Genomic DNA, 20,781 nt, shown 5'->3' with positions numbered 1-20,781 from the left:
TAGACTTGTCCACAATAGGGGCTACAGACCCAGGAAATTCTGTGACGCTGAGTTCTATCGGGGTCACACCAAATCCGGCCTCGGTAAGTGTTTCTGGGACGGTTCAACTCACAGCAATCTGTACGTACGTAGACTCCTCCACTGCAGACTGTACCAACGCAGCCACATGGTCAACTGCATCTTCATCCTTCCATATGGATGGAGTGACGCCCGGCCTTGTTCACGGGGATGCCGTGAGTACCGGCACAGCAACAGCGACGATCGGTTCAATCTTTGGACAGACGACAGTAAATGTTTCGTCTGGCGGACTCGTAGCGGCTGTACCCACGTTTAGCCCAACCGGCGGAGCCTATAGCTCAGCACAAACCGTCACCATTAGCACCACGGCACCGTCGGCTACGATCTACTACACGACCGATGGTTGACACCAACGACGGGATCGACGGTCTACACCGCCCCCATTACGGTGACAGCAACTGAGACGCTCAAAGCTATAGCGTCTGATCCAGGTTATTCCACCAGCGGAGTTGGATCGGTAGCATACACCATCGCGGGTGGTCCTAGCTTCGTTCAGGAGTGCCACGATGCCGAGTTCAATAACAGTTCAACATGTACCCTTACCGGAGTCGGGGCGGGACATACTCTAGTGATTGGTGTTCTTAGCGGTGCGCCGCTCACCTCTGTTACGTCATCATCCGGAACGGTCACGAGCGCCGTTAACTATGGAACGAGTTTGAGTGCATATATCGTTCCCAACACACCGCCGGGAATATCACAATAACCGCGAATGCTGCTGGTGGAGCGAGCTTCTGGCTTTCGGTTAGCGAATATGCCAATACGGCTGTCTCACCGATGGATGGGAGCGGTTCAGGAGGAATTGCCGGATATGGGACCACGCCGTCCTCGAACTTCACTACAACAGGAACCCCCGACCTCTTGTGGGCTTTCTGTTCAGCTCCAGGAGGTGCCACGATTACTCCGGGTACTGCACCAATCACCTGGACAGGTCGGCCGACACCAATCGCTTCAGGCGCAGCCACGCTAGTTGAAGATGGTATTGCCGTCACTCCAGGAACTTACTATGGGCAATGCACAGCTGGATCCAGCATTATCTCCTTAGCCCTCAAAGCAGGTAATGCGGCGGCTACACCGACGTTTAGCCCAACTATAGCTCAGCACAAACCGTCACCATCAGCACCACGACACCTTCGGCTACGATCTACTACACGACCAATGGTTCGACACCCACAACCGGTTCAACAGTCTACAACGCTCCCATTACGGTGGCAGTGACCGAGACCATCAAAGCTATAGCGACTGCTCCAGGTTATTCCGCCAGTGGAGTTGGATCGGCTGCAGACACCATCGTGGGTGGTCCTAGTTTCGTGCAGGAGTGTCACGATGCCGAGTTCAATACTAGCTCGACATGTACCCTGAGGGGAGTCGGGGCGGGGCATACTCTAGTCATTGGTGTTCATAATACTGCACCGCTCACCTCGGTCACGTCATCCTCCGGAACAGTAACAAACGTCGTTTCTGAAGGGACGGGCTTGAATGCGTATATCGTTCCCAACACGACCGCCGGGAACGTCACTATCACAGCTAGCAGCAGCAGCAGCAGCGCAAGCTTCTGGCTTTCTGTCAACGAATATGCCAATACCTCTGTCTCGCCGTTGGATGGTAGCGGTTCAGGATCAATTGCAGGATATGGCACTGCGCCATCAGCGAACTTTACTACGACAGGGAACTCCGATCTCTTGTGGGCTTTCTGTGTGGCTCCCGGAGGCGCCACCATTACTCCGGGTACGGCTCCGATCATCTGGACAGGTCGGCCAACACCAATCGCTTCAGGCGCAGCCACATTGGTTGAAGATGGTATTACCGTCACTCCAGGAACTTACTACGGGCAATGCACAGATGGCTCGAACATAGTCTCACTAGCCCTCAAGCGGCCATAGAAACCCAATGAGTGGTCAGAAGTCCCGCAGCTTCTGACCACCTTGTTTGATAGTTTGCCAGTCACATTAGATAGTCCAGTACTCCTCCTACGTCTTACAAACAGGGAGGAAACAGAACGAGTTTTAAATCTTTACATTGAAGGGAAGTGACCGGGCGTTATCATTTCTCATGAGTGGAAAGCTTCGCTGGGGTGTCCTCAGCACTGCAAAGATTGGTCTTAAGAAAGTCCTGCCTGCCATGCAGCAGGGTCAATATACGTCTCTTACCGCCATCGCATCCCGCGATCTTGCCAAAGCTAAAGAAGCCGCCGCAGCGCTCGGCATATCCAAGGTCTACGGTTCATACGAGGAGCTCCTCGCTGACCCCGACATTGATGCTGTCTACAATCCGCTTCCCAACCATCTACATGTGCCCTGGACCATCAAGGCTGCTGAAGCGGGCAAGCACGTTCTGTGCGAGAAGCCTATCAGCCTCACCGTTGCCGAAGCCAAAACCCTGCTCGACGTCGTCGTCAGGACTGGCGTCAAAATCGGGGAAGCTTTTATGGTCCAGACTGCGCCACAATGGCTCCGCCTCCGCGAACTCCTTACCGAGTGCCGCGTAGGCACCCTCCGCTCCGTCGCAGGTTTCTTTAGCTATTTCAACGACGATCCATCTAACATCCGAAACCAGGTCGACTGTGGGGGAGGTGGCCTGATGGACATTGGTTGTTACCTCATATTGGCCTCGCGCTGTGCCTTCGGACAGGAGCCCCGCCGCGTCGTCGGTTGCATCGATCGTGACCCTAGGATGCTCACAGATAGACTCACCTCAGCGATCCTCGACTTTCCGGCGGGACAGGCGATCTTTACTTGCAGTACTCAGTTAGTGCCCTATCAACGCGTTCAATTCTTCGGCACCAAGGGCCGCATTGAGATCGAAATTCCTTTCAACGCTTCTCCTGACCGCCCCACGCGCCTCTTCATTGATGATGGTAGTGATCTTTTTGGAGGTGGTGTCACCACAGAAACTTTTCCTGTGTGCGATCAATACACCCTTCAAGGCGACGCTTTTTCCAAAGCCGTTTTGGAGAATACCGAGGTGCCGGTACCACTAGAAGAGGCAATCAAGAATATGGCTGTCATTGAAGCCATCTTCAGTTCCGCAAACTCGGGCAACTGGGAATCTCCGAAGTTGTAGAACGGGTTGCTACAGCAGTTTTTTTGTTTTTTCGCATTGAAAGGGATAGTAACTCGACTCCAAGACCTCTATTTTCTTCTCTTTAGAGGTGCGGCACGGTGCAATGCTCCGGACGGTGAATCCTTCGAACGTGTGCTCACAATGATCCGCGATGTCAAAGCGCTTGGTCTTGAACACTCCGTATGTTTAATGTGGATCAAGCCTATTGTTGGAAAGAAGCTGGCCTTGCGTCATGAAGTAAAGGTGTTCGAGCGAAGAAGGGAACTGACGAGCATGGGCGCAGGGGGCACTCATCGACTCGATCTAGAGGTCAAAAACGACGGTTTTACGGTTCCTCTATTTTTACGGTTCCTCTATATCGCTCCACAAGCCATGTCACAAACAAACTATGTGAATGACCGAATACGAGCACGTAGATTTTTTTCTGAATCTATCTCTTTGAGAATGAACCGTATTGCCGCGCGCTCGCTCTCGATGGAAGTCCCGAACGATTTGGCCGAGTCGTTGCAGGACCAAAAGTCGTTGTACAATTTCCGATATTTCACGGGCTCGCGTCGTCAAATGCTGGTTTCACGAATTACCTCTGAAAGGTAACGATCGATACCCTTAGCGGGCTTTACATGGCAAGGGGAGATCTCTTATTTCTCCGGTATCGTGAGAGACATTTTCAACAGTATCCTCCGCCGCGTCAGAGATGTAGTGCTGCATGACTTCCCTGGGCCGCTTTGTTGTCTGCCACTGGTCAAGGTTAGTAGGAGGCACAGATGGCTTCTCAAGAACCGTTTGAGTCAGCGCAAGCGTTCAGGCTTGATGTTCCTTTGCACACCTTACTGACACAGCCCACGACTCCGTCGACTGGTCTACGGCCGGTCGGTGAGCCGCAGACGTTTCCGGATCCAGTATTCCCGGAGCATCCAGAACTGCTTGGAGAGGTCGATTTCTCCGACGACTGGGTGCCTCCTGAGAAGCGGCGATGGACTCCCGGGCAGGTTTACCACACTCTGCAAGGATGGCTGTTCCCCTACATCCGGTCGCGTGTTACCGCAGGCGACTTTCATCCACTCATCGCTTACCTCTTCACCGAGTTCAAGTGCAATCTCGATTGCCACTATTGCTGGGCCTTCGACAACAAAGTAAAAGGTATGACGGAGGACACGGCCAAGCGCTCGGTCGACTGGCTTCATGGCACGGGATGCCGGGTCCTTGCCTACATGGGCGGTGAACCGCTGCTACGACCCGAATTAATCCATCGCATTACCCACTACGCTGCGAAGAAGAACTTCTGGATCTATCTGCCGACGAACGCGCGGTTATTGCGTACCGATGTGATCGATAAGCTGGCGGATGCGGGAATCTCCACATTCAACATCGCTGTCGATGCGGTGGACATCAAGCCGGGACTGCCGAAGGCGTTGGTGCCGATTCGCAAACAGTTCGACTACCTCGTTCGAAAGCAGTATGGATATGGCTACTCCGTCTTTCTCAATATCAACATTTGCCGCAACAACCTGAATGACGTGCGGGAACTGACGGAGATTGCGCGCGACTATGGAATTGCGACGGACTATCACATCAACGAGTCGCCTCTGCTTGAGCAGGACGAACACTTCAAACACTCTGCCAACAGTGTCACGTACATCACGAAGGAAGACTGGCCGGCGGTCGAAGAGACGATCCAGTGGCTGACGGAGAAGCAGGACTCCGGCTACAAGATGGTGAACTCAAACACGCGTCTGTGGCAGATGGTCGACTTCATGAAAGGCAATCACTTTCCGTGGAACTGCCGGGCCGGACAGAACTCCATGATTATCCGAGTGGATGGAACGCTGGCACCGTGCTTCCCGATGTATACGGCCTCGTATAACTGGGGGACGGTAGGCGATCACAAGTTTGATACCACGCAACTGGACCATCAGAAAGAAAGCTGCCAGACGCATTGCTTTTCCACTCTGAACCACATTCTTGGCTGGTGCTACAACGACCAGCGCGTCATCAAGTACTTCTTCAAACAACTCGCGCAGGGATTCCAGGGAATGAAAGGACAGATGTAGGGACGAGATTTCTTCCATTCCGCGACAGCTTGCAACCAATCACCATACCTAATGGGAGGCGCATATGCCAGAAGTCGTCAATGAGATCGTTCAAACTGATTTCGAAATGGAAATTCAATCCCGCATCGATGCCGAGCGGGCACGTCTCCGCGCCGAGGCAGGGCTCGCACGAATGCGCGAATTCAAGAAACCCGTAGAACGTACTTTCACAGCGGCAGAACGGGATTACGTCACGATTCTCTTTGGCGGGCTTACCTGGAAGCATGAGGAGATGATCAAGGCAGTCTTCCACGGCAGCGGGTATCGCTGCGAAAACATTCCGACTCCAGTCGTCGCGGACTTTCAGGCGGGCAAGGAGTACTGAATGAACTGGTGTACCAGGTTCGTCCGTTTGAAGTGAACAAAGGCGAAACGGACAAGGTGATTCAGCAGGCGGCTAAGACCCTGACCGACACACTTCGAGACCGCAAGCGATGGCACATCATGGAGGCCGCGCCTACCTGGGCGAAGCCCTATTTTGAGAAGCACAAGAAAGTGGAGGCCATCGGCTGCACGCTGGGCAAGATTGCCGACAACCTTTATGGCAAGGATTACGTTGATGCGCTCCACGCATGTCGCGACAGCATCAACGCGATCCAGGTAGATCGCCTGCGGGTGAAGCCAGTCATCAAGATTACCGGCGAGTTCTGGGCGCAGACGACTGAGGGTGATGGCAACTTCAACATGTTTGCGTTCCTCGAGAAAGAAGGTGCGCAGGTTCTCGTCGAGCCGATCGCTACGTGGATCTCATACATGATGTACGTCGCCAAAGAGGGAGCGAAGGCGCGCGCTGAGGTCGAGGCACCATATCGCGATCCGAAGTGGTATGAGCTAAAAAAACATGCTGTCAACGAAATGCGACTCTTCAAGAAGACCGGCGGACTGACGGTCGGCAGTGGGATGTGGACTTACTTCTATCACCGCACCATCAAGCACATGGGTGACACGGCGCATCATCTCGTTCCGCAGAAGGAGCTGTCGCGGTTGGCGCATCCGTTCTACCACCAACTGGCGCGTGGCGGAGAAGGCTTCATGGAGGTAGGCAAGAACGTCTACTACACCTTGAATCATCTGTGCCACATGGTGCTTGCGCTGAAGCCATTCGGCTGCATGCCTTCCACGCAGTCTGATGGAGTGCAGTCACGCGTTGTGAACAAGTACAAGGACATGATCTTCCTGCCGATTGAAACCTCCGGCGAAGGCGAAGTAAATGCCCATAGTCGCGTGCAGATGGCTCTGGCCGAGGCGAAGGCGAAGGCACGCGCGGAGTTTCAAGGCGTGCTGGATAAGACGGGTAAGTCGCTCGACGATCTGCGCGAGTATGTTGAGGATCACCAACATCTTTCACAGGCCCTGTACAAGGTCCCCCACCAAGAAGGCCTCGCCGGGACTGCGGCGCAGTTTGCCGTGCACGTAAGCGACCTTATGGATAAAGATCGAGCCTACCGTCGCCGGACTCGCGTCCCGGTTTCAGAAGAGCAGGTGGCCTAACCGTTTCACTCCATCGACGCAGTCTGATATCTCCAAATCCCTCCGAGGTAACGAGTGATGAAAGAATTTCTGGTTGGTTTAGATGTGGGTTCGACGACGGTGAAGGCGATAGTCGTTGATGCTGCGACAGATGCGATGCTGTGGCAAGACTACCAGCGGCACGAGACACGGCAACCGGAGAAGGTGTTGGAGTTTCTGCGGCGTATGGAATCTGCGGCAGGAATCTCTGCTGCAAACACGCGCATCTTCGTCACCGGCTCCGGTGGTGGCACGATTGCCGAGATGATAGGGGCGAAGTTTGTCCAGGAGGTTCACGCCGTCTCGCTGGCAGTTGAGAAACTTCACCCCGAGGTCTACTCTGTCATCGAACTTGGCGGACAGGATGCGAAGATTATCGTCTTCAAGGATGACGAGGAGACGGGGCGTAAGAAAAAGATCCCGTCGATGAACGATAAGTGCGCCGGGGGAACTGGCGCTGTGATCGACAAGATCAACGCGAAGCTGAAAATTCCTGCAAACGAGTTGTTCAACCAGGGTTATCACGGCGTCAAACTGCATAAAGTGGCGGGTAAGTGCCGCGTCTTTGCGGAGACGGATATCAACGGGTTGCAGAAGACGGGAACGCCGCCAGATGAGTTGATGGCCTCGCTGTTTGAGGCCATTGTGCTGCAAAACCTCAGCGTGCTCACTAGAGGCCATACGCTGCGGCCGCATGTGCTTCTTCTCGGTGGCCCCAATGGGTTTATTCGGGGCATGCGCGAGGCGTGGCAGACGAATATTCCGCGAATGTGGAAAGAACGCAATGTAGAGATTCCGAACGGGATGACTCCGGAAGACTTGATCAAGGTCCCTGACAATGCACAGTACTTCGCGGCGCTTGGATCGGTCGAGTTCGGCAAAGATGAAGAGGCTTCCATTGGGCGCTATCTGGGGATAGATAAGCTCGCCTATTACATTGACTACGGACGCGCGGAGGAAAAGGCTGCGTCGGGTACGAAGGGCCTTGTCACCGATAACGCCGAGCTCGATGAATTCAAATTGGCCTATCGTCGCAAGAGATTCATTCCCGCAGACTTTGCGCCCCAGCAGGTCATCACCGGCTTCGTCGGCATAGACGGCGGATCCACGTCGACGAAGGCTGTTCTGCTGGGCACCGAAGGCGACATCCTTTGCAAGACCTATCAGCTCTCGAACGGCAATCCGATTCAGGATGCTATCGAGATGTTTGTGAAACTGCGCGAACAGATCGAGAGCAAGGGTGCGACGATGGAGGTGCTGGGTGTAGGAACCACGGGATACGCCAAGGACATCCTCAAAGACGTTCTGCATGCCGATGTTGCGCTGGTGGAGACGGTGGCCCACACAGAGTCAGCGCTGAAGTTCTATGACGACCCGCACGTCATCATCGACGTCGGTGGTCAGGATATCAAGCTGATCGTCCTGAAAGACGGCCGCGTGAAGGACTTCAAGCTCAATACGCAATGCTCCGCTGGAAATGGATACTTCCTTCAGTCGACCGCAGAAGGCTTCGGCATGAAGGTGGAAGAGTTCGCCGATATCGCCTTCGCCGCGAAGTCGATGCCTTCGTTCGGCTATGGCTGCGCTGTGTTCATGCAATCGGACATTGTGAACTTCCAGCGTCAGGGCTGGCGTTCGGAAGAGATCCTTGCCGGACTCGCAGACGTACTCCCCAAGAATGTCTTTCTCTATGTGGCCAGCATCCCGAATCTCGCCTCGCTCGGATCGCGCTTCGTGCTGCAGGGCGGGACGCAAAACAACATGGCCGTCGTCAAGGCAGAGGTTGATTTCATCAAGTCGAGCTTCCGCTCCAACGACAAAGAGCCGGAGATCATCGTGCATGAGCATTGCGGCGAATCAGGAGCGATAGGCGCAGCGCAGGAGGCACTGCGTCTATGGAAGAACGGGAAACAGACAACCTTTATCGGGCTTGAGGCGGTACGGAACATTCGTTATCGCACCACGCGCAATGAAGACACGCGTTGCTACTTCTGCAAAAACAACTGCCTGCGCACGTTCATTGACGTGGATGTAAATGGAGCAGCCGCGGAGGCCGATCGCCTTGCAACTCCGGAGGAGGTTGCTCGCGCAGAAAGTCTGCCCAGCCTCGAGCAGATTCAGGCCAATGTTCCTGCAGCCGAGTCACACGGCTCCTCATGTAGCACGGGCGGGAGCTGCGGCAGTTCATCCCCCTTCAAGGCAAAGATGGAACCACTGGTGCAGATACAGATCTCTCCTGGTTCGAGCAACGTGATTGAGCTGCCGAAGCCGGTTGACTTCCAACCGCGCAAGACGAAGGTCCCACTCCGGGTCGGGGAGCAACGGCTGATTATCGCCACCTGCGAGAAGGGCGCCGTGGAAGACCTGGACGACATGAAGGACATCAAAGCTGATATCGACAAGATCAAGGAAGCGAATCCCAACTTCGTCGACGTCGCAGCGCGCGATGTCTTTCGCCACCGCGCAGTGGAGAAGGTCGCCGATGCGATTCCGAGTACGAAGGGCCTCTTCGTTTCAAAGAGCGTGAAAGAGCGGGCTGCCTTGATGGAACGGCGGAAGGACTTCCGTATTGGTATTCCACGTCTGCTTAACACCTACACCTACGCTACGCTGTTCAATGCCTACTTTGCGAGCTTGGGATTGAAGGCCGAGAACATTCTCTACTCCGACTACACGACGCCGGAGCTTTACCGTGCCGGAGCAAGCCGGGGAGCCATCGATCCGTGCTATCCGTCGAAGATCGGCATTGCGCACGTCTACAACCTACTCGCCACGAAGCACAGCAAGAAACCACTGAACGCCGTGTGGTTCCCGATGTACGACGTGCTTCATACGCCACTGGTTAACCTGACGGGATCAAACGCTTGTCCCACCGTAACCGCTACTCCTGAGGTCGTGAAAGCCGCATTCACAAAGGAGAGCGACATATTCACCGAAAACAACATCACGTACCTCGACCCGATTCTTAACCTGCAGGACCAGAAGATCTGCGCGGAGCAGATGTATAAGGCATGGTCTCCGTTGCTGGGGCTCTCCCGCGAGGAGAACGATCGCGCCATCGCGGCCGGGTTCAAGGCCCTGATCGACTGCGAGGCGGAGATTCGCCGCCAGGCGCGCGAGACGCTCGATCAGCTTGAGCGCGAGGACCGCATCGGAATCGTGATGCTGGGGCGCGTCTATCACCACGATCCCGGATTGAATCACGAGATCATGGAAGAGTTCCAGAAGCTCGGCTACCCGGTTTTTTCGCAGAGCACGTTACCACTCGATAAAGACCTGCTCGACCGGCTCTTTGGCGATGAGGTGCGCGCGGGGATGATTACGCATCCTCTTGATATCAGCGACGTATGGAAGAATCGCTATTCGACCAGCACGAACCACAAGGTATGGGCGGCGAAGTTTACCGCGCGTCATCCCAACCTGGTTGCACTTGAGGTCTCGAGTTTCAAGTGCGGCCATGATGCTCCGATCTATGGCGTCATCGAGGGAATCATCGAAGAGTCGGGGACGCCGTATTTCTCCTTCAAGGACCTCGATGAGAACAAGCCATCTGGCTCGATCCGCATTCGCGTGGAGACTATCGACTACTTCCTGCGCCGCTACCGGGAGGACGTCATCAAGCGGCGGAAGATCGAGGCCGACATCGAAGTGAAGCTCGCAGAGTATGCGCTTCAACTGGAATCGGAGCGGCTTGTCTTCGTTTAGCCATCTTTTTCGTGTAGTCCCAAGGCAAGCCGAATTCGAACAAGTAAGCTGCCGGCTTCCGTCACAACGCCGAGAATTCGGTAGGAATTTCGACCGGCACGCCAGATTGCGACTAGATCGCGGCAGACCTGCAAGAGATGATGATCTGCCACGGCAGGAAAGATTCAGCCTGCGGCCTTCGAACTGATGTCATAGACTGCAGTAGGTCGGCGTCCATTTCAATCCTGACGGGTAGTCTAACGCCATGAGGTCAACCCGGATAGTAGATTTCCTTCGCCACACTCAAATGAGTCTCGCCGATTTGCTCGCCGAATCTTTGACGGTGATCTGATCGTCAACATCGTGTATGACCAACGTTTTTGGGGCGGAAGCTACAGTCGCGCCTTCTGCTCTATGCGTTCTCTTCGATTCGCATTCCGCTGGGAGCCGCAAGTGTGGCGTAGCTGATAGCTCCCAGCAATGTCATCGCGCTGCAGACGCTCAGGGCGATGCTGAATGAGTGAGTGCGGTCGAGCAGCCAGCCGGTAATCACAGGTGCGGCCGAGGCGATCATAAAGCTGGCGAAGTTTTGCAGTGCCCCCAGCGAAGCAACATAACGCAACGGGCTGATTGCCTGGACATATCCCCACCCCGAGGTTCCGGCGAAGTGGATAAAGAACAGCGCAGCGCTGATTCCTGCGACGGCCTGCGTGGTCGACTGGCTGTGCGAGACAACGAAGGTTCCGGCGGCCGAGGCAATCATGCCGCCGACAAGGTTGCGGCGATGGATTGTCGTCAGGGCAAGGCCGGTGCGAGCCAGTCGATCCGAGAGAGTACCGCTCGTATACATGCCCAGCGCTCCTGCAATAAAGGGCAGAGCGGTGATCCAGCCGCTCGTCGCCAGCGGAAGATGGCGCTGCTCCTCAAGATAGGCGGGCAGCCACGCAAGATAGAGCCAGACGGTGTAGTTGATGCCTCCCCAGCCGAGCATCATGCCCCACACAGCGCGCTGGCGGATGAGCACGCGCCAGGCAGACTCCGATGGCACGTTCGACGCGGCGACCTGAGGCTCTTCGGCGTGAACAGTCTCGCGACGCGCGCGATGCAGCGCAATCCAGAGTGCAGCGACGCCGAGTCCGGAGACGCCCAGCAGGATGAACATGGATCGCCAGCCCATGCGCAGCATGATCCAGGTGAGGAGCGGAGGGGCCAGCGCCATGCCGATGGTCGACGACGAGCTCATCAGAGCAGTGGCGCGTCCGCGTGTGGACTGGCTGAACCATTCACGCACTGAGCGAATCCCTGAAGGATAAAAGGGAGCCTCGCCGGTCCCGAGGAGAACACGAAGGAAGAGAAATGTGGGCAGCGTGCGCACCAGCCCCGTGAGCATCTGGGCGGCTGACCAGAGGACGAGCCCGCCGCCGAGGACCATGCGTGTTCCCGCGCGGTCGAGCAGACCAATCAGCGGAAGCTGCGCGATCCCGTAGGCGAAGGAGAAGGCAGAGAGCAGCCACCCCATCTGCGTGGCGTTGAGGTGAATCTCTGCTCGAACCGTGGTGTTCGCGATCGAGAGCGAGGAGCGATCGAGAAAGTTGACGATGCCCGCAAGAAAGAGCAGCGCCAGCGTGACGGTCTGGTGCCAGCGAAGGCTTCGGGAGCCAGGGGTTACATTCATGGTCCTCTTCTTTTAGCAAAGGCGCTGTCTGATCTCGCCGGGGCCACCGAGATATTCTGGCTCCATTCTATCGAGTGGAGCATAGGTGCGATCTAATCGAATTTTCGCAGCCAATGTCGTGGACGGAGATCTTGCAGGGCTGGCTTTCGATTTGCGGTGGATTTAAGACCACTTGTTATCAGGAGAAAGGTTCTCCACGATGGCTGCGGGTCGAACGGTCTGCGAAACGGCAACAACAAACGAAGTGCAAAGGGCGATAAAAAACTTCATACAAGCTCCTCAGGTTAGAAGTTGAATGTTGCAGTACCGATCACGGTGCGGGCCGGGCCATATGCGCAGAAGAACGCATTCGAGCATCCGTTCACATAACGTCGATTGCCCACATTGGTTGCGTTCACGGCGAATCGCCACCGCTCCAGCGTGTAATATACAGCGGCATCGAAGGCCGTGAACCAGTGGTTAGGAGCCAAATGATGCCAGAAGCGCAACCATGTCAATGGTGCAGCCCGCGCCGATGGATCGGCACATAAGAATCCGTTTACGCGCAAATCATTCGTCACCGTTCCCCACGAGCCGCCCGTAAACCGTGCCCCTCCGCCGAGTCCCAAACCGGTAGGTAATCCGTGGCGAATCGTGTAGTGCAGCCATGTGGAGGCGGTGTTGTTTGCCACTGTCACCGGTTGCTTGCCCTGATAGAACGTGCTGATCGTGTTGCGCGGATCGATGTGTGTGTAGCTCACCGTGTAATCCAGGCTTCGCAAAACCGATCCGCTCACCTGCACCTCCGCTCCGGGCGTGTGCACCTCGCCGGTCTGGATCGAAGTGGTAGGCACAGCTGGATTCGGCTGCAGCGTGTTCTGCTGGCGAAGACTGAACCCTGCGACCCGCAGCATCAGCGGAACCCGCGTGAACTGGTACTTCACGCCGCCCTCAAGGTTGCTTCCCGTTATCGGAACGTAGGGCTTGCCATTCACATCCGAACCCAGTGTCAGAAACGACGTCGAGTAACTGAAGTAGGGTGCGAATCCTGCTACGTGATAGGAGACGCCTGCGTGTCCTGAAAACGCATGCGGCCGCTGCGATGCCAGAGATTTGCTGGCCAGGTTGTCGAACGTATCCTGCGCGGTAAAGTCGACGCGGACCCCGGCGACGACCGTGAAGTGCGCGACCTCCATCTGCTCCTGCCCATAAAGACCGTCCTGAAATTGGCTCTGCCTCTGGCTCACACTCGCCGCAGGAATTTGTCTCCCTGCCCGTATACGGGATTGGTGATGTTGATGGCGCTTCCGGGAGCGAATCCCTGAACGTTGTTGTATCGCTGCCACTGGAAGTCCAGACCGCCCAGCAAGGCGTGACGAATCCTTCCTGTGCGTGCTGTCGTCGAGGCATGTGTATCCGTCTGCATGCCCTCGATCTTAGGAAGCGCCACAAAGTTCATTCGGTTCGCTGTCACACCGTAGGGCGCATACCGATCAGGTAAAGAGAGTTCCAGTTGGCATTCATCCACGCATATCGGAGCTGATGCCGTACTGTCCATCGGCCTGCGCTTCTTGTGGTCCACGCTGTAGCCGGTAAAGAACTGGTTCTTCTTGTAGCGGTCGTATGTCGGGTCGCTCACATTAATGCTCACCGGCAGATATCCAAAGCCGAGCTCACAGTACCCACCTCAGGAAGATACGCCGTGATCGAGTCGCTTGTGTTGCGAAGATACTTGGTATACACAGTGAACGTTGTATTCAACGAAGGGTGCCAGGTGATAGTCGGATTCACCGTAAGACGGTTGTCCTGAATGCCGTAGACATACGTATTGGCGCGTCGCATCAGGCCATTCACCTGTACTGCGGTGCGCCTGTGTGCGCCAGAGGACCAGAGAAATCGCCCGCGCCCTGGTATCTGTCATAACTTCCCACCTGTAGCTGCAGCGAACGATACGCCGTTGCCGTAGGGTGCTTACTCACAGCATCCACAATGCCACCCAGATTGCTCTGTCCGTAAAGTGTCGAGCTCGGCCCCAGCAGAAGGTCGATCCGCTCCATGTCATTCGGATCTAGTTGCAGGCTTCCAGGCCCCGACTGCACCGCGTTGAACGCCTGTGGAATTCGCATGCCGTCCAGATATTCATCGGCAGCATTGCCACGCAGAGAAAACGAATCTACCGCGCCACTGCTGGCCCATTCACCGACAGTGTCTGCGCGCCTGCCGTATACCCGATTGCCTCAGCCACGGACTGAGGATTGTGTTGAATCATCTGATCGTGCGTGATCGTATCGATCGAAAAAGGCTGTTCGAGGATAGGCGTATCTACCTTCGACGAGGTCGCCGCAAAGCTCGATGTCATGCCTTCCGCACTCACCGTTACCGAGCTGCTCGCCGACTCAATCGCCAGCGTGACTACCGGCGCAACCTGTGCGGTATCATCGCGAACATGCAGGGTTTCTGCGCGAGAGTTATATCCATCTGAAGTCACTTCCAGCTGATACTCGCCTGGAGCCAGCGACAGGTGATACTCACCCTTCTCATCAGCGTGCGTATCCTGTGAAACTTGGCCGCAGGTCGCCTTCACCCGCGCAAATGGAACCAGTCCTCCGATGGTATCCGACATCGAGCCAGCCACCGCATATCGGCTGCGACGGCACTCCGCAACCGCTCCGGAAGCCGCCTGAATCTGGGATCTACCCGCAACCGGCAACCCCCAACAAAACCACCACCAAGAGAAAAATCCGGAACAACTCGCTCCGGAAAGCAAGACAAGGAAAGGCTCTTTCCATAACACTCCATAGCCTGCGCAAACAGTCGCGCAAACCAGATATCGAAGAGCCGGGGAAACACTATATAGTGGGTTTCATCCGCAGCTCTCGGGTTGTGGTCGCCGAATCCCTGCAGTCCTCCGCCAAGAGATTTGCTGCGGGGATCGCTTTGAATTGATATACGACTGTTAAGTCGTATATCACCATACGTATTTGGCGTGGTTTCGAGCAAAAATCTTATTGGTTCACCGAGATGGCCCTATTTGCAGTCATGACATTTCCTTCGTCGATGACCTTCAGGGAATCCCTGGGATCGCTCTGGCGCGTAAATAACCTCCGATCAAGAAAACCGGCTTCCGCCCTGAGGTTTCTCTACTCGACCCCGACCTCAAATCTGCATTTTGGTCCTACCGGTCGCTTTCTTCTTTACCGCGGAAAGGTAAATGGCAACATCATTTTCATTGACAGCCTCAAAAGGTTATCCATATAGTCCTTCCGCGTTTGCTGGGGTCTGTTCTCTGGTCGCGAACGGTGCTTCAACAAGCGCAAACATGTATCGCTTCCGAGGCCAATGTCATGACTCATGGACAAAGTGGACTGTCCAATATGCTCCTCTTGTGTATTGTGGTGCTTCTTCTCCTGGTCGCTACAACTCCTTTCCTTGCTGGACAAGCCGCGGGCAATGCCAGCCTGCAGGGGAATATTGTCGATCAGACGGGCGCGGTCATTCCCGATGCAGCCATCACTCTCACCAACTCTGCTACATCCGTCACCCGCGCCGCCGTCAGCGACACCAAGGGTCAATATAGCTTTCCCAACACTGCGGTTGGCACCTACAATCTCTCCGTCACCAAATCAGGCTTCCAGACGTACACACAGACGGGCATCGTGCTCGAGGTTGGCAGCGCGATCTCGATCAATGTGCCGATGACCGTGGGAAGTCAGAGCGAGCATGTGGAAGTCAAGGCCGAGGGTTTGGCACTGCAGACCGAGGACGCCTCCTTCAAGCAGACGATCGATCAGCAAACGGTGACCGAAATGCCGCTTAACGGACGGCAGATGACCAACCTGATCACCCTCTCCGGAGGCTCGACGCCAGCCCCCGCGGGAGACTTTACGGGCAGCAAGTACACGTATCAGACGATCTCAGTCTCGATTGCCGGTGGCGGGGGTAACACCACGATGTGGCGGTTGGATGGCGGCACCAACAATGACTACATGGCCAACGGCAACCTTCCGTTCCCGTTCCCCGATGCCGTCAGCCAGTTCAGCGTGGAATCGACAGCACTGAGCGCGCAGAACGGCATGCACACCGGTGGCCTTGTGAACGTGGTCACGCGCTCGGGCACGAACAAGTATCACGGCTCAGCGTTTGAGTTCATCCGCAACAACTACATCAACGCGTCTAATTTCTTTTCGGCGACGAAGGACACGCTGCATCAGAATCAATACGGCGGTACGTTTGGCGGCCCCATTCTCAGAGACAAACTCTTCGCCTTCGCCGGATATCAGCGCACCAGTTCCAATCAGTCACAGGCCTCGCAGCAGGCGTTCGTACCCACGGCCGCGAATCTGGCTGGCGACTGGTCGGCGAGCACCGGCGGCCAGTTGGTCGACCCGCGCACCGGGGTTAAGCTGGTCGGCAATAAATATCCAAGCACGCCAAACTATAACGCTCAGTCGCTCAAGCTATTGAGCTACCTTCCAAAGCCCGATCCCAGCGATCCAACTGGCCGTGTCTTCTACTCCATCCCCCTGCAGACCGCGGATAACCAGTTCGTCACCAGAGTCGACTACACGATCAATTCGAAACATAACCTGTACGGCCGCTACTTCATCGACGGCTATCAGCAACCGGCCTTCTTCTACCCCGACAACATCTTCGTCAGCACACAGGCCGGGCTCTCGCAACGAGTGCAATCGTTCACTTTTGGGGATGCCTATACGATCTCTCCAAGGATGGTGAACACGGCTCACATCACAGTATTGCGACGCCGCAACAATCGCGGATACGCGGCCAACAACATCAACGCAACCGATCTCGGCGTCGATCTCTATCAAGGCCAGACGAACGGCCTGCAGATGACTACGTCGAACAAGTTCACCATCGGCGGCGGCACGAACTCGAACTCCAAGTTCAATGACAACACGCTTGCCTTTGATGACGACATCACTCTGATGCTAGGCAAGCATCAGCTCGTCTTCGGTGGAGAGTATGCGCGCAACCAGCTCAACATCGCTAACGCCTACGAGACCAACGGTGTCTTCACCTTCGACGGCCGATACAGCAGGAACGGGCCGAATGGAGGATCGGCGGGCGGAGATCCTAATCTGGACTTCCTGATGGGAACTCTAGGCACCTTCGAGCAGAGCAAGCAGCAGCAGAATGCTCTGCGCGGACCGATTCCGAGTCTGTACATTCAGGACACCTTTCATCCAACCGCCAACGTTACCCTGATCGCAGGTCTGCGCTGGAGCCCCAACTTCATGCCCTTCGATTATTTCCATCGCGGGGTTAGCTTCGACAACGCGGCGTTCCTGGCGAACAGAGTCAGCTCGGTTTACCCGAATGCTCCTGCGGGAGCGATGTTCTTCGGTGATCCCGGCGTATCCGACACCTTCACCAAGAACTCACCCTGGCAGTTCTCTCCCAACTTTGGTGTCTCGTGGGATCCCACAGGCACAGGCAAGACAGTCATCCGCGCTGGTGCCGAGATCGCCTACGACCAAGTGAATTACTTCACCGCTCAACGTAACCAGCAGAACCCACCCTTCGCCACCGCCATCAGACAAACGCAGACATCAAACTCCGGCCCCATCAATTTTTCGGCACCCTGGTCTGCAGGAACGGTCACGACAAATCCATTCCCGCAACAGCAGGTTCCAACTCCTGCTATTGCGCAGTTTTTCGCTCAGTCGCAGTACATTGTGTTGCCACCGCACTACCGCTCCCCCTATACCGAACAATGGACAGCCAGTGTGCAACGACAGCTTGGACAGTGGCAGCTACAAGTCCAGTACATTGGCAGCCATACCGTCCACGCTCCCGCAGGCACTCCACTTAGTCCGGCCATCTATGTACCCGGAGTATGGGGGGCGAATGGCACGGGCTGCCCAGGAGTCGTAACCACAGGCCCCGCGGGCAAACCAGCCGGCGCGGCCGGGACTCCATGTTCCACAGTCGCCAATCAGACGCAACGCTTCGCTCTCACCGTCGCTAACCCCCTTCAGGGAAATCAGTATGCGGGCGGCAATAGCTCAACCCTGATCAACTACAACGGAATGTCGAACTACAACGGCCTGATCTCCACCATCCAGCACCGTCTCTCCTCCAGCTTCAGCCTGCTGGGCAACTACACTTGGTCGAAGTGCCTCGGCCTCTCTGATGCGCAGGGCGATACCGCCGGAAACAGCTTCCAGAACCCGAACAATCCGGCGGGAGACTATGGCCCCTGCGGCTCCGACTTCCGCCATGTTGAAAACATCGTCCTGATCACCCAGAGCAAGTTTCCCTTAACCGGAATCAAGGCATGGCTGGTGAATAACTGGATCTTCGCTCCTCTGATTCATATCCAGAGCGGAGCGCCCTTTACCGTGAGGTCAGGGCAGGACAACTCCTTTACCGCAGTCGCCTCGGACCGCCCCAACCTTATTCCCGGTGTTCCCGCCTACCTTAAACAACCCATCCGTAGAGCGTCGGGCCAGGCGAACCGCGGCTATCTGAACCCCGCCGCCTTCGCACAGGTCACAGCAGGATGCCCGACCCCGCTCTCACCCGCAACCTGTCCCGGTTACGGAACCTACGGAAACATTAGCAAGAACTCCTTCCGCGGCCCCACCAACTACCAGTTCGACGCCCAGATCTCGCGTATCTTTCCGATTCACGAGAACCTGGCGGCGACCTTACGTCTGGAAGCCTTTAACGTCCTGAACCATCCCAACTTCAACGTCCCCACCGGGAATACCACTGGAACCCCCGGTGGAACAACCGGACAAAACGCCGACCTTACCTCCAATACCTTCGGCCAGATCATAACCACCGCCAACCAGGCTCGTATCTTTCAGGGCTCGGTGAAGATCACCTTCTGAAATTGTATACATTCGAACAAAACCAACCAAACGGCTGCCGACTGTCGGCAGCCGTTGGATGAAACGTTTTATCATCCCCTTTATTTGGCGCGGCATCCTAATAAGCACGCACCAGCGTAAGAGCGGCTGTAGCGAAGAGACGCCTTCCGAATGGCTTCATTGATTTTTCGAGGGGTGAAGCTTCACTTCGATGATTTGAAGGGTGCGAGCGGATGACGTGGATTCATAATGGTGCAAGCCATTTTGCGCCTTGCAAAATGGCTTGTCTGGAAACGTTACAGGGAACGGCGTCGTTTGGCGCGATGTCAGGTTCGCCGCTTTCAATGGTGTGACGAGATTTAAAAACTGAGTGAGAGACGGAAGGGGATCGGTGATTCCACCTATCTTCCCGAGGGGAATGTTCGCTTCTAGTCGGGTCAGGAAGGCGGCACTCTCGTAGTTTGGCGTCTCGATCGTTTGGGAAGATCATTGGCTGACTAGCTGGAGACGGTGACACTCTCCAGCAACGCAAGGTTGTATTTGTCCCTCTGAAGGAGAAGTTCGATACAAACCATGATGCCGGGCGCGCTTGATCTTTCATGTATTCGCATCGTTGGCCGAGTTTGAGAGGGAACTGATCCGTGAGCGGGCGATGGCGGGTTTGGCTGCTGCAAAAGCTCGTGGTCAGTTGGGTGGTCGAGACCGAAGCTCGCAAAAGACCAGATGAATAAAATCCGTTCCCTCTGGGACAGTAATCGGTATTCAAGGCACGAGCTGGGAACCATGTTCAGCGTGTCGAAGTCCACCATTGACCGGATCGTTAGACCGGAACCGGTAAAACTGAAAGGCATCGACCAGTGTCGCCCCGATCGCACAAGCGAGGAAACCTCGGGCGCGCTTTCGTGGTCAAAAGCTTCGGAAACGGGGTGACTAACTATCATCTCGGAGCCATCTTCTGCTTCGTGATCGTCGTCCTCCTCATACATGTCCCGTAAGGAAGTTTGGCGGGGTTTGAGCGTGTCCGGCGTAGGGAGTGTTCTGCGCATCAGCTTGGCTACTCGTGAGAACAAATCCGTGGCTATCGAGAGCAATGGAAGGAGGTAAGAGTTCTCAGTTCTGCCCCGATCATGACGAAAAGATGGTAGTGGACAGAGTTGTGCGTTGTTCGGCGCCTACGGAATTCAACGTGACGCCAGCGAGGTGCTGGTCACCCCATGTGTAAAGCGTCGCTTCTTCCGTAGACTCTTGAACCTCGTACCCTATACGGAAAGAGATGAGGTGTTCAAGAGGTACGGGGTGGATAGCAGTTTGTGTCGCCCCGAATTGCGTGTGATTAGTCCTTATTTTGTACCTCTCTTCAGCGCAGAATCTCCGGTATCCGACGGTGGCAATTGGAACAAAAATGGTCTTGCTCCTGCCTACAGGTTTCCATAGGTTTCGGATAACAGTTTGATGGGAAAATGGTCTGAGTGAGCGGATCTCGCGCTTCAATTACTCCGACAAGCTCCCTCTGTATGCCAAATGACAGACGTATATTTGTTATTCGGTCAAGGATTCAAACACGAAGCAGGGTGAGAACCCGGAGAACGCGGCTTGGTGCGCTTCTTGTTGGACTCATCTCGTTGGTCTGCGCCACAGCGAACGCCCCGCATATGGAGGGAGATCCCAAACCCTGGGTGGCAAGAACTACCGGCATACCTTGTGGACCGTCAAAGATGGCCTCTACGGGACGACGTAAGCGGTAGCCCAGGCGCCCGACGGCTTTCTCCTCATTGCCACATCCGAAGGACTTTTCTGTTTCGATGGCCTCGTGTTCCGGGCAGTTCGTCAGCAAAGGGGCGCGCCGATATCGGGTTCCATTACGTCGATC

General features: G+C 55.6%; 16 protein-coding genes and 1 pseudogene. 11 read left to right on the top strand and 6 right to left on the bottom strand.

The features are described from left to right. Positions 1 to 41: 41 nt before the first annotated feature. The 9 genes and pseudogenes from AC5S26_RS21750 to AC5S26_RS21710 all read left to right on the top strand — a co-directional run bounded on the left by AC5S26_RS21750 (position 42) and on the right by AC5S26_RS21710 (position 10,442). Complete coding sequence (locus AC5S26_RS21750) at positions 42 to 425, top strand: chitobiase/beta-hexosaminidase C-terminal domain-containing protein (RefSeq protein ID WP_494187042.1); 384 nt, start codon at positions 42 to 44, stop codon at positions 423 to 425. Beyond that, positions 422 to 781 carry an FN3 associated domain-containing protein gene (locus AC5S26_RS21745; protein WP_494187041.1) on the top strand — a complete coding sequence of 120 codons (360 nt, stop codon included), beginning with the start codon at positions 422 to 424 and terminating at the stop codon, positions 779 to 781. Before AC5S26_RS21750 ends, AC5S26_RS21745 begins: the two co-directional genes overlap by 4 nt. A gap of 394 nt (positions 782 to 1,175) precedes the next feature. Further along, positions 1,176 to 1,958 (top strand): annotated as a pseudogene (locus tag AC5S26_RS21740) (chitobiase/beta-hexosaminidase C-terminal domain-containing protein); the annotation flags it as partial. 169 nt (positions 1,959 to 2,127) lie between these two features. Then, positions 2,128 to 3,138: a Gfo/Idh/MocA family protein gene (locus AC5S26_RS21735; RefSeq protein WP_494187040.1), complete on the top strand. Its 1,011-nt coding sequence runs from the start codon at positions 2,128 to 2,130 to the stop codon at positions 3,136 to 3,138. A gap of 141 nt (positions 3,139 to 3,279) precedes the next feature. After that, a complete protein-coding gene (locus AC5S26_RS21730) occupies positions 3,280 to 3,732 on the top strand; it encodes a hypothetical protein (protein ID WP_494187039.1) in 453 nt (150 codons plus the stop codon). A 170-nt stretch (positions 3,733 to 3,902) separates the two neighbouring features. After that, on the top strand, positions 3,903 to 5,189 hold the full coding sequence (locus AC5S26_RS21725) for a radical SAM protein (RefSeq protein WP_494187038.1): 1,287 nt from the start codon (positions 3,903 to 3,905) through the stop codon (positions 5,187 to 5,189). 64 nt (positions 5,190 to 5,253) lie between these two features. Then, entirely contained in the window at positions 5,254 to 5,553 is a 300-nt protein-coding gene (locus tag AC5S26_RS21720; RefSeq protein ID WP_494187037.1) for a hypothetical protein, read from the top strand. Between the two features lie 8 nt (positions 5,554 to 5,561). After that, positions 5,562 to 6,719 (top strand): hypothetical protein, encoded by a 1,158-nt coding sequence (locus AC5S26_RS21715; protein ID WP_494187036.1) that lies wholly within the window; start codon positions 5,562 to 5,564, stop codon positions 6,717 to 6,719. 57 nt (positions 6,720 to 6,776) lie between these two features. Next, on the top strand, positions 6,777 to 10,442 hold the full coding sequence (locus AC5S26_RS21710; RefSeq protein ID WP_494187035.1) for a BadF/BadG/BcrA/BcrD ATPase family protein: 3,666 nt from the start codon (positions 6,777 to 6,779) through the stop codon (positions 10,440 to 10,442). Positions 10,443 to 10,833: 391 nt separating this feature from the next. Here AC5S26_RS21710 and AC5S26_RS21705 read toward each other — a convergent pair whose 3' ends face one another. From AC5S26_RS21705 to AC5S26_RS21680, 6 genes are all read right to left on the bottom strand, one after another. Then, on the bottom strand, positions 10,834 to 12,096 hold the full coding sequence (locus AC5S26_RS21705) for an MFS transporter (protein WP_494187034.1): 1,263 nt from the start codon (positions 12,094 to 12,096) through the stop codon (positions 10,834 to 10,836). A gap of 284 nt (positions 12,097 to 12,380) precedes the next feature. Further along, positions 12,381 to 13,322, bottom strand: coding sequence for a TonB-dependent siderophore receptor (locus AC5S26_RS21700; protein WP_494187033.1), 942 nt, complete (start codon positions 13,320 to 13,322; stop codon positions 12,381 to 12,383). Then, positions 13,319 to 13,726, bottom strand: a complete 408-nt coding sequence (locus tag AC5S26_RS21695; protein ID WP_494187032.1) for a hypothetical protein — start codon at positions 13,724 to 13,726, stop codon at positions 13,319 to 13,321. The genes AC5S26_RS21700 and AC5S26_RS21695 overlap by 4 nt, the downstream gene beginning before the upstream one ends. Then, positions 13,723 to 13,917, bottom strand: coding sequence for a hypothetical protein (locus AC5S26_RS21690; protein ID WP_494187031.1), 195 nt, complete (start codon positions 13,915 to 13,917; stop codon positions 13,723 to 13,725). The genes AC5S26_RS21695 and AC5S26_RS21690 overlap by 4 nt, the downstream gene beginning before the upstream one ends. 8 nt (positions 13,918 to 13,925) lie before the next feature. After that, a complete protein-coding gene (locus AC5S26_RS21685; RefSeq protein WP_494187172.1) occupies positions 13,926 to 14,210 on the bottom strand; it encodes a TonB-dependent receptor plug domain-containing protein in 285 nt (94 codons plus the stop codon). Positions 14,211 to 14,248: 38 nt separating this feature from the next. Beyond that, positions 14,249 to 14,698: a carboxypeptidase-like regulatory domain-containing protein gene (locus AC5S26_RS21680; RefSeq protein WP_494187030.1), complete on the bottom strand. Its 450-nt coding sequence runs from the start codon at positions 14,696 to 14,698 to the stop codon at positions 14,249 to 14,251. A gap of 721 nt (positions 14,699 to 15,419) precedes the next feature. Here AC5S26_RS21680 and AC5S26_RS21675 point away from each other — a divergent pair. Together AC5S26_RS21675 and AC5S26_RS21670 are read left to right on the top strand one after the other, a co-directional pair. Beyond that, complete coding sequence (locus AC5S26_RS21675) at positions 15,420 to 18,932, top strand: TonB-dependent receptor (RefSeq protein ID WP_494187029.1); 3,513 nt, start codon at positions 15,420 to 15,422, stop codon at positions 18,930 to 18,932. Between the two features lie 568 nt (positions 18,933 to 19,500). Beyond that, positions 19,501 to 19,638 carry a recombinase family protein gene (locus AC5S26_RS21670; protein WP_494187028.1) on the top strand — a complete coding sequence of 46 codons (138 nt, stop codon included), beginning with the start codon at positions 19,501 to 19,503 and terminating at the stop codon, positions 19,636 to 19,638. The last annotated feature ends 1,143 nt before the right edge of the window (positions 19,639 to 20,781 follow it).

The sequence above is a fragment of the Edaphobacter sp. FHG110511_03 genome, from assembly GCF_059115365.1.
This window is presented reverse-complemented; position numbering and strand designations above follow the sequence as displayed.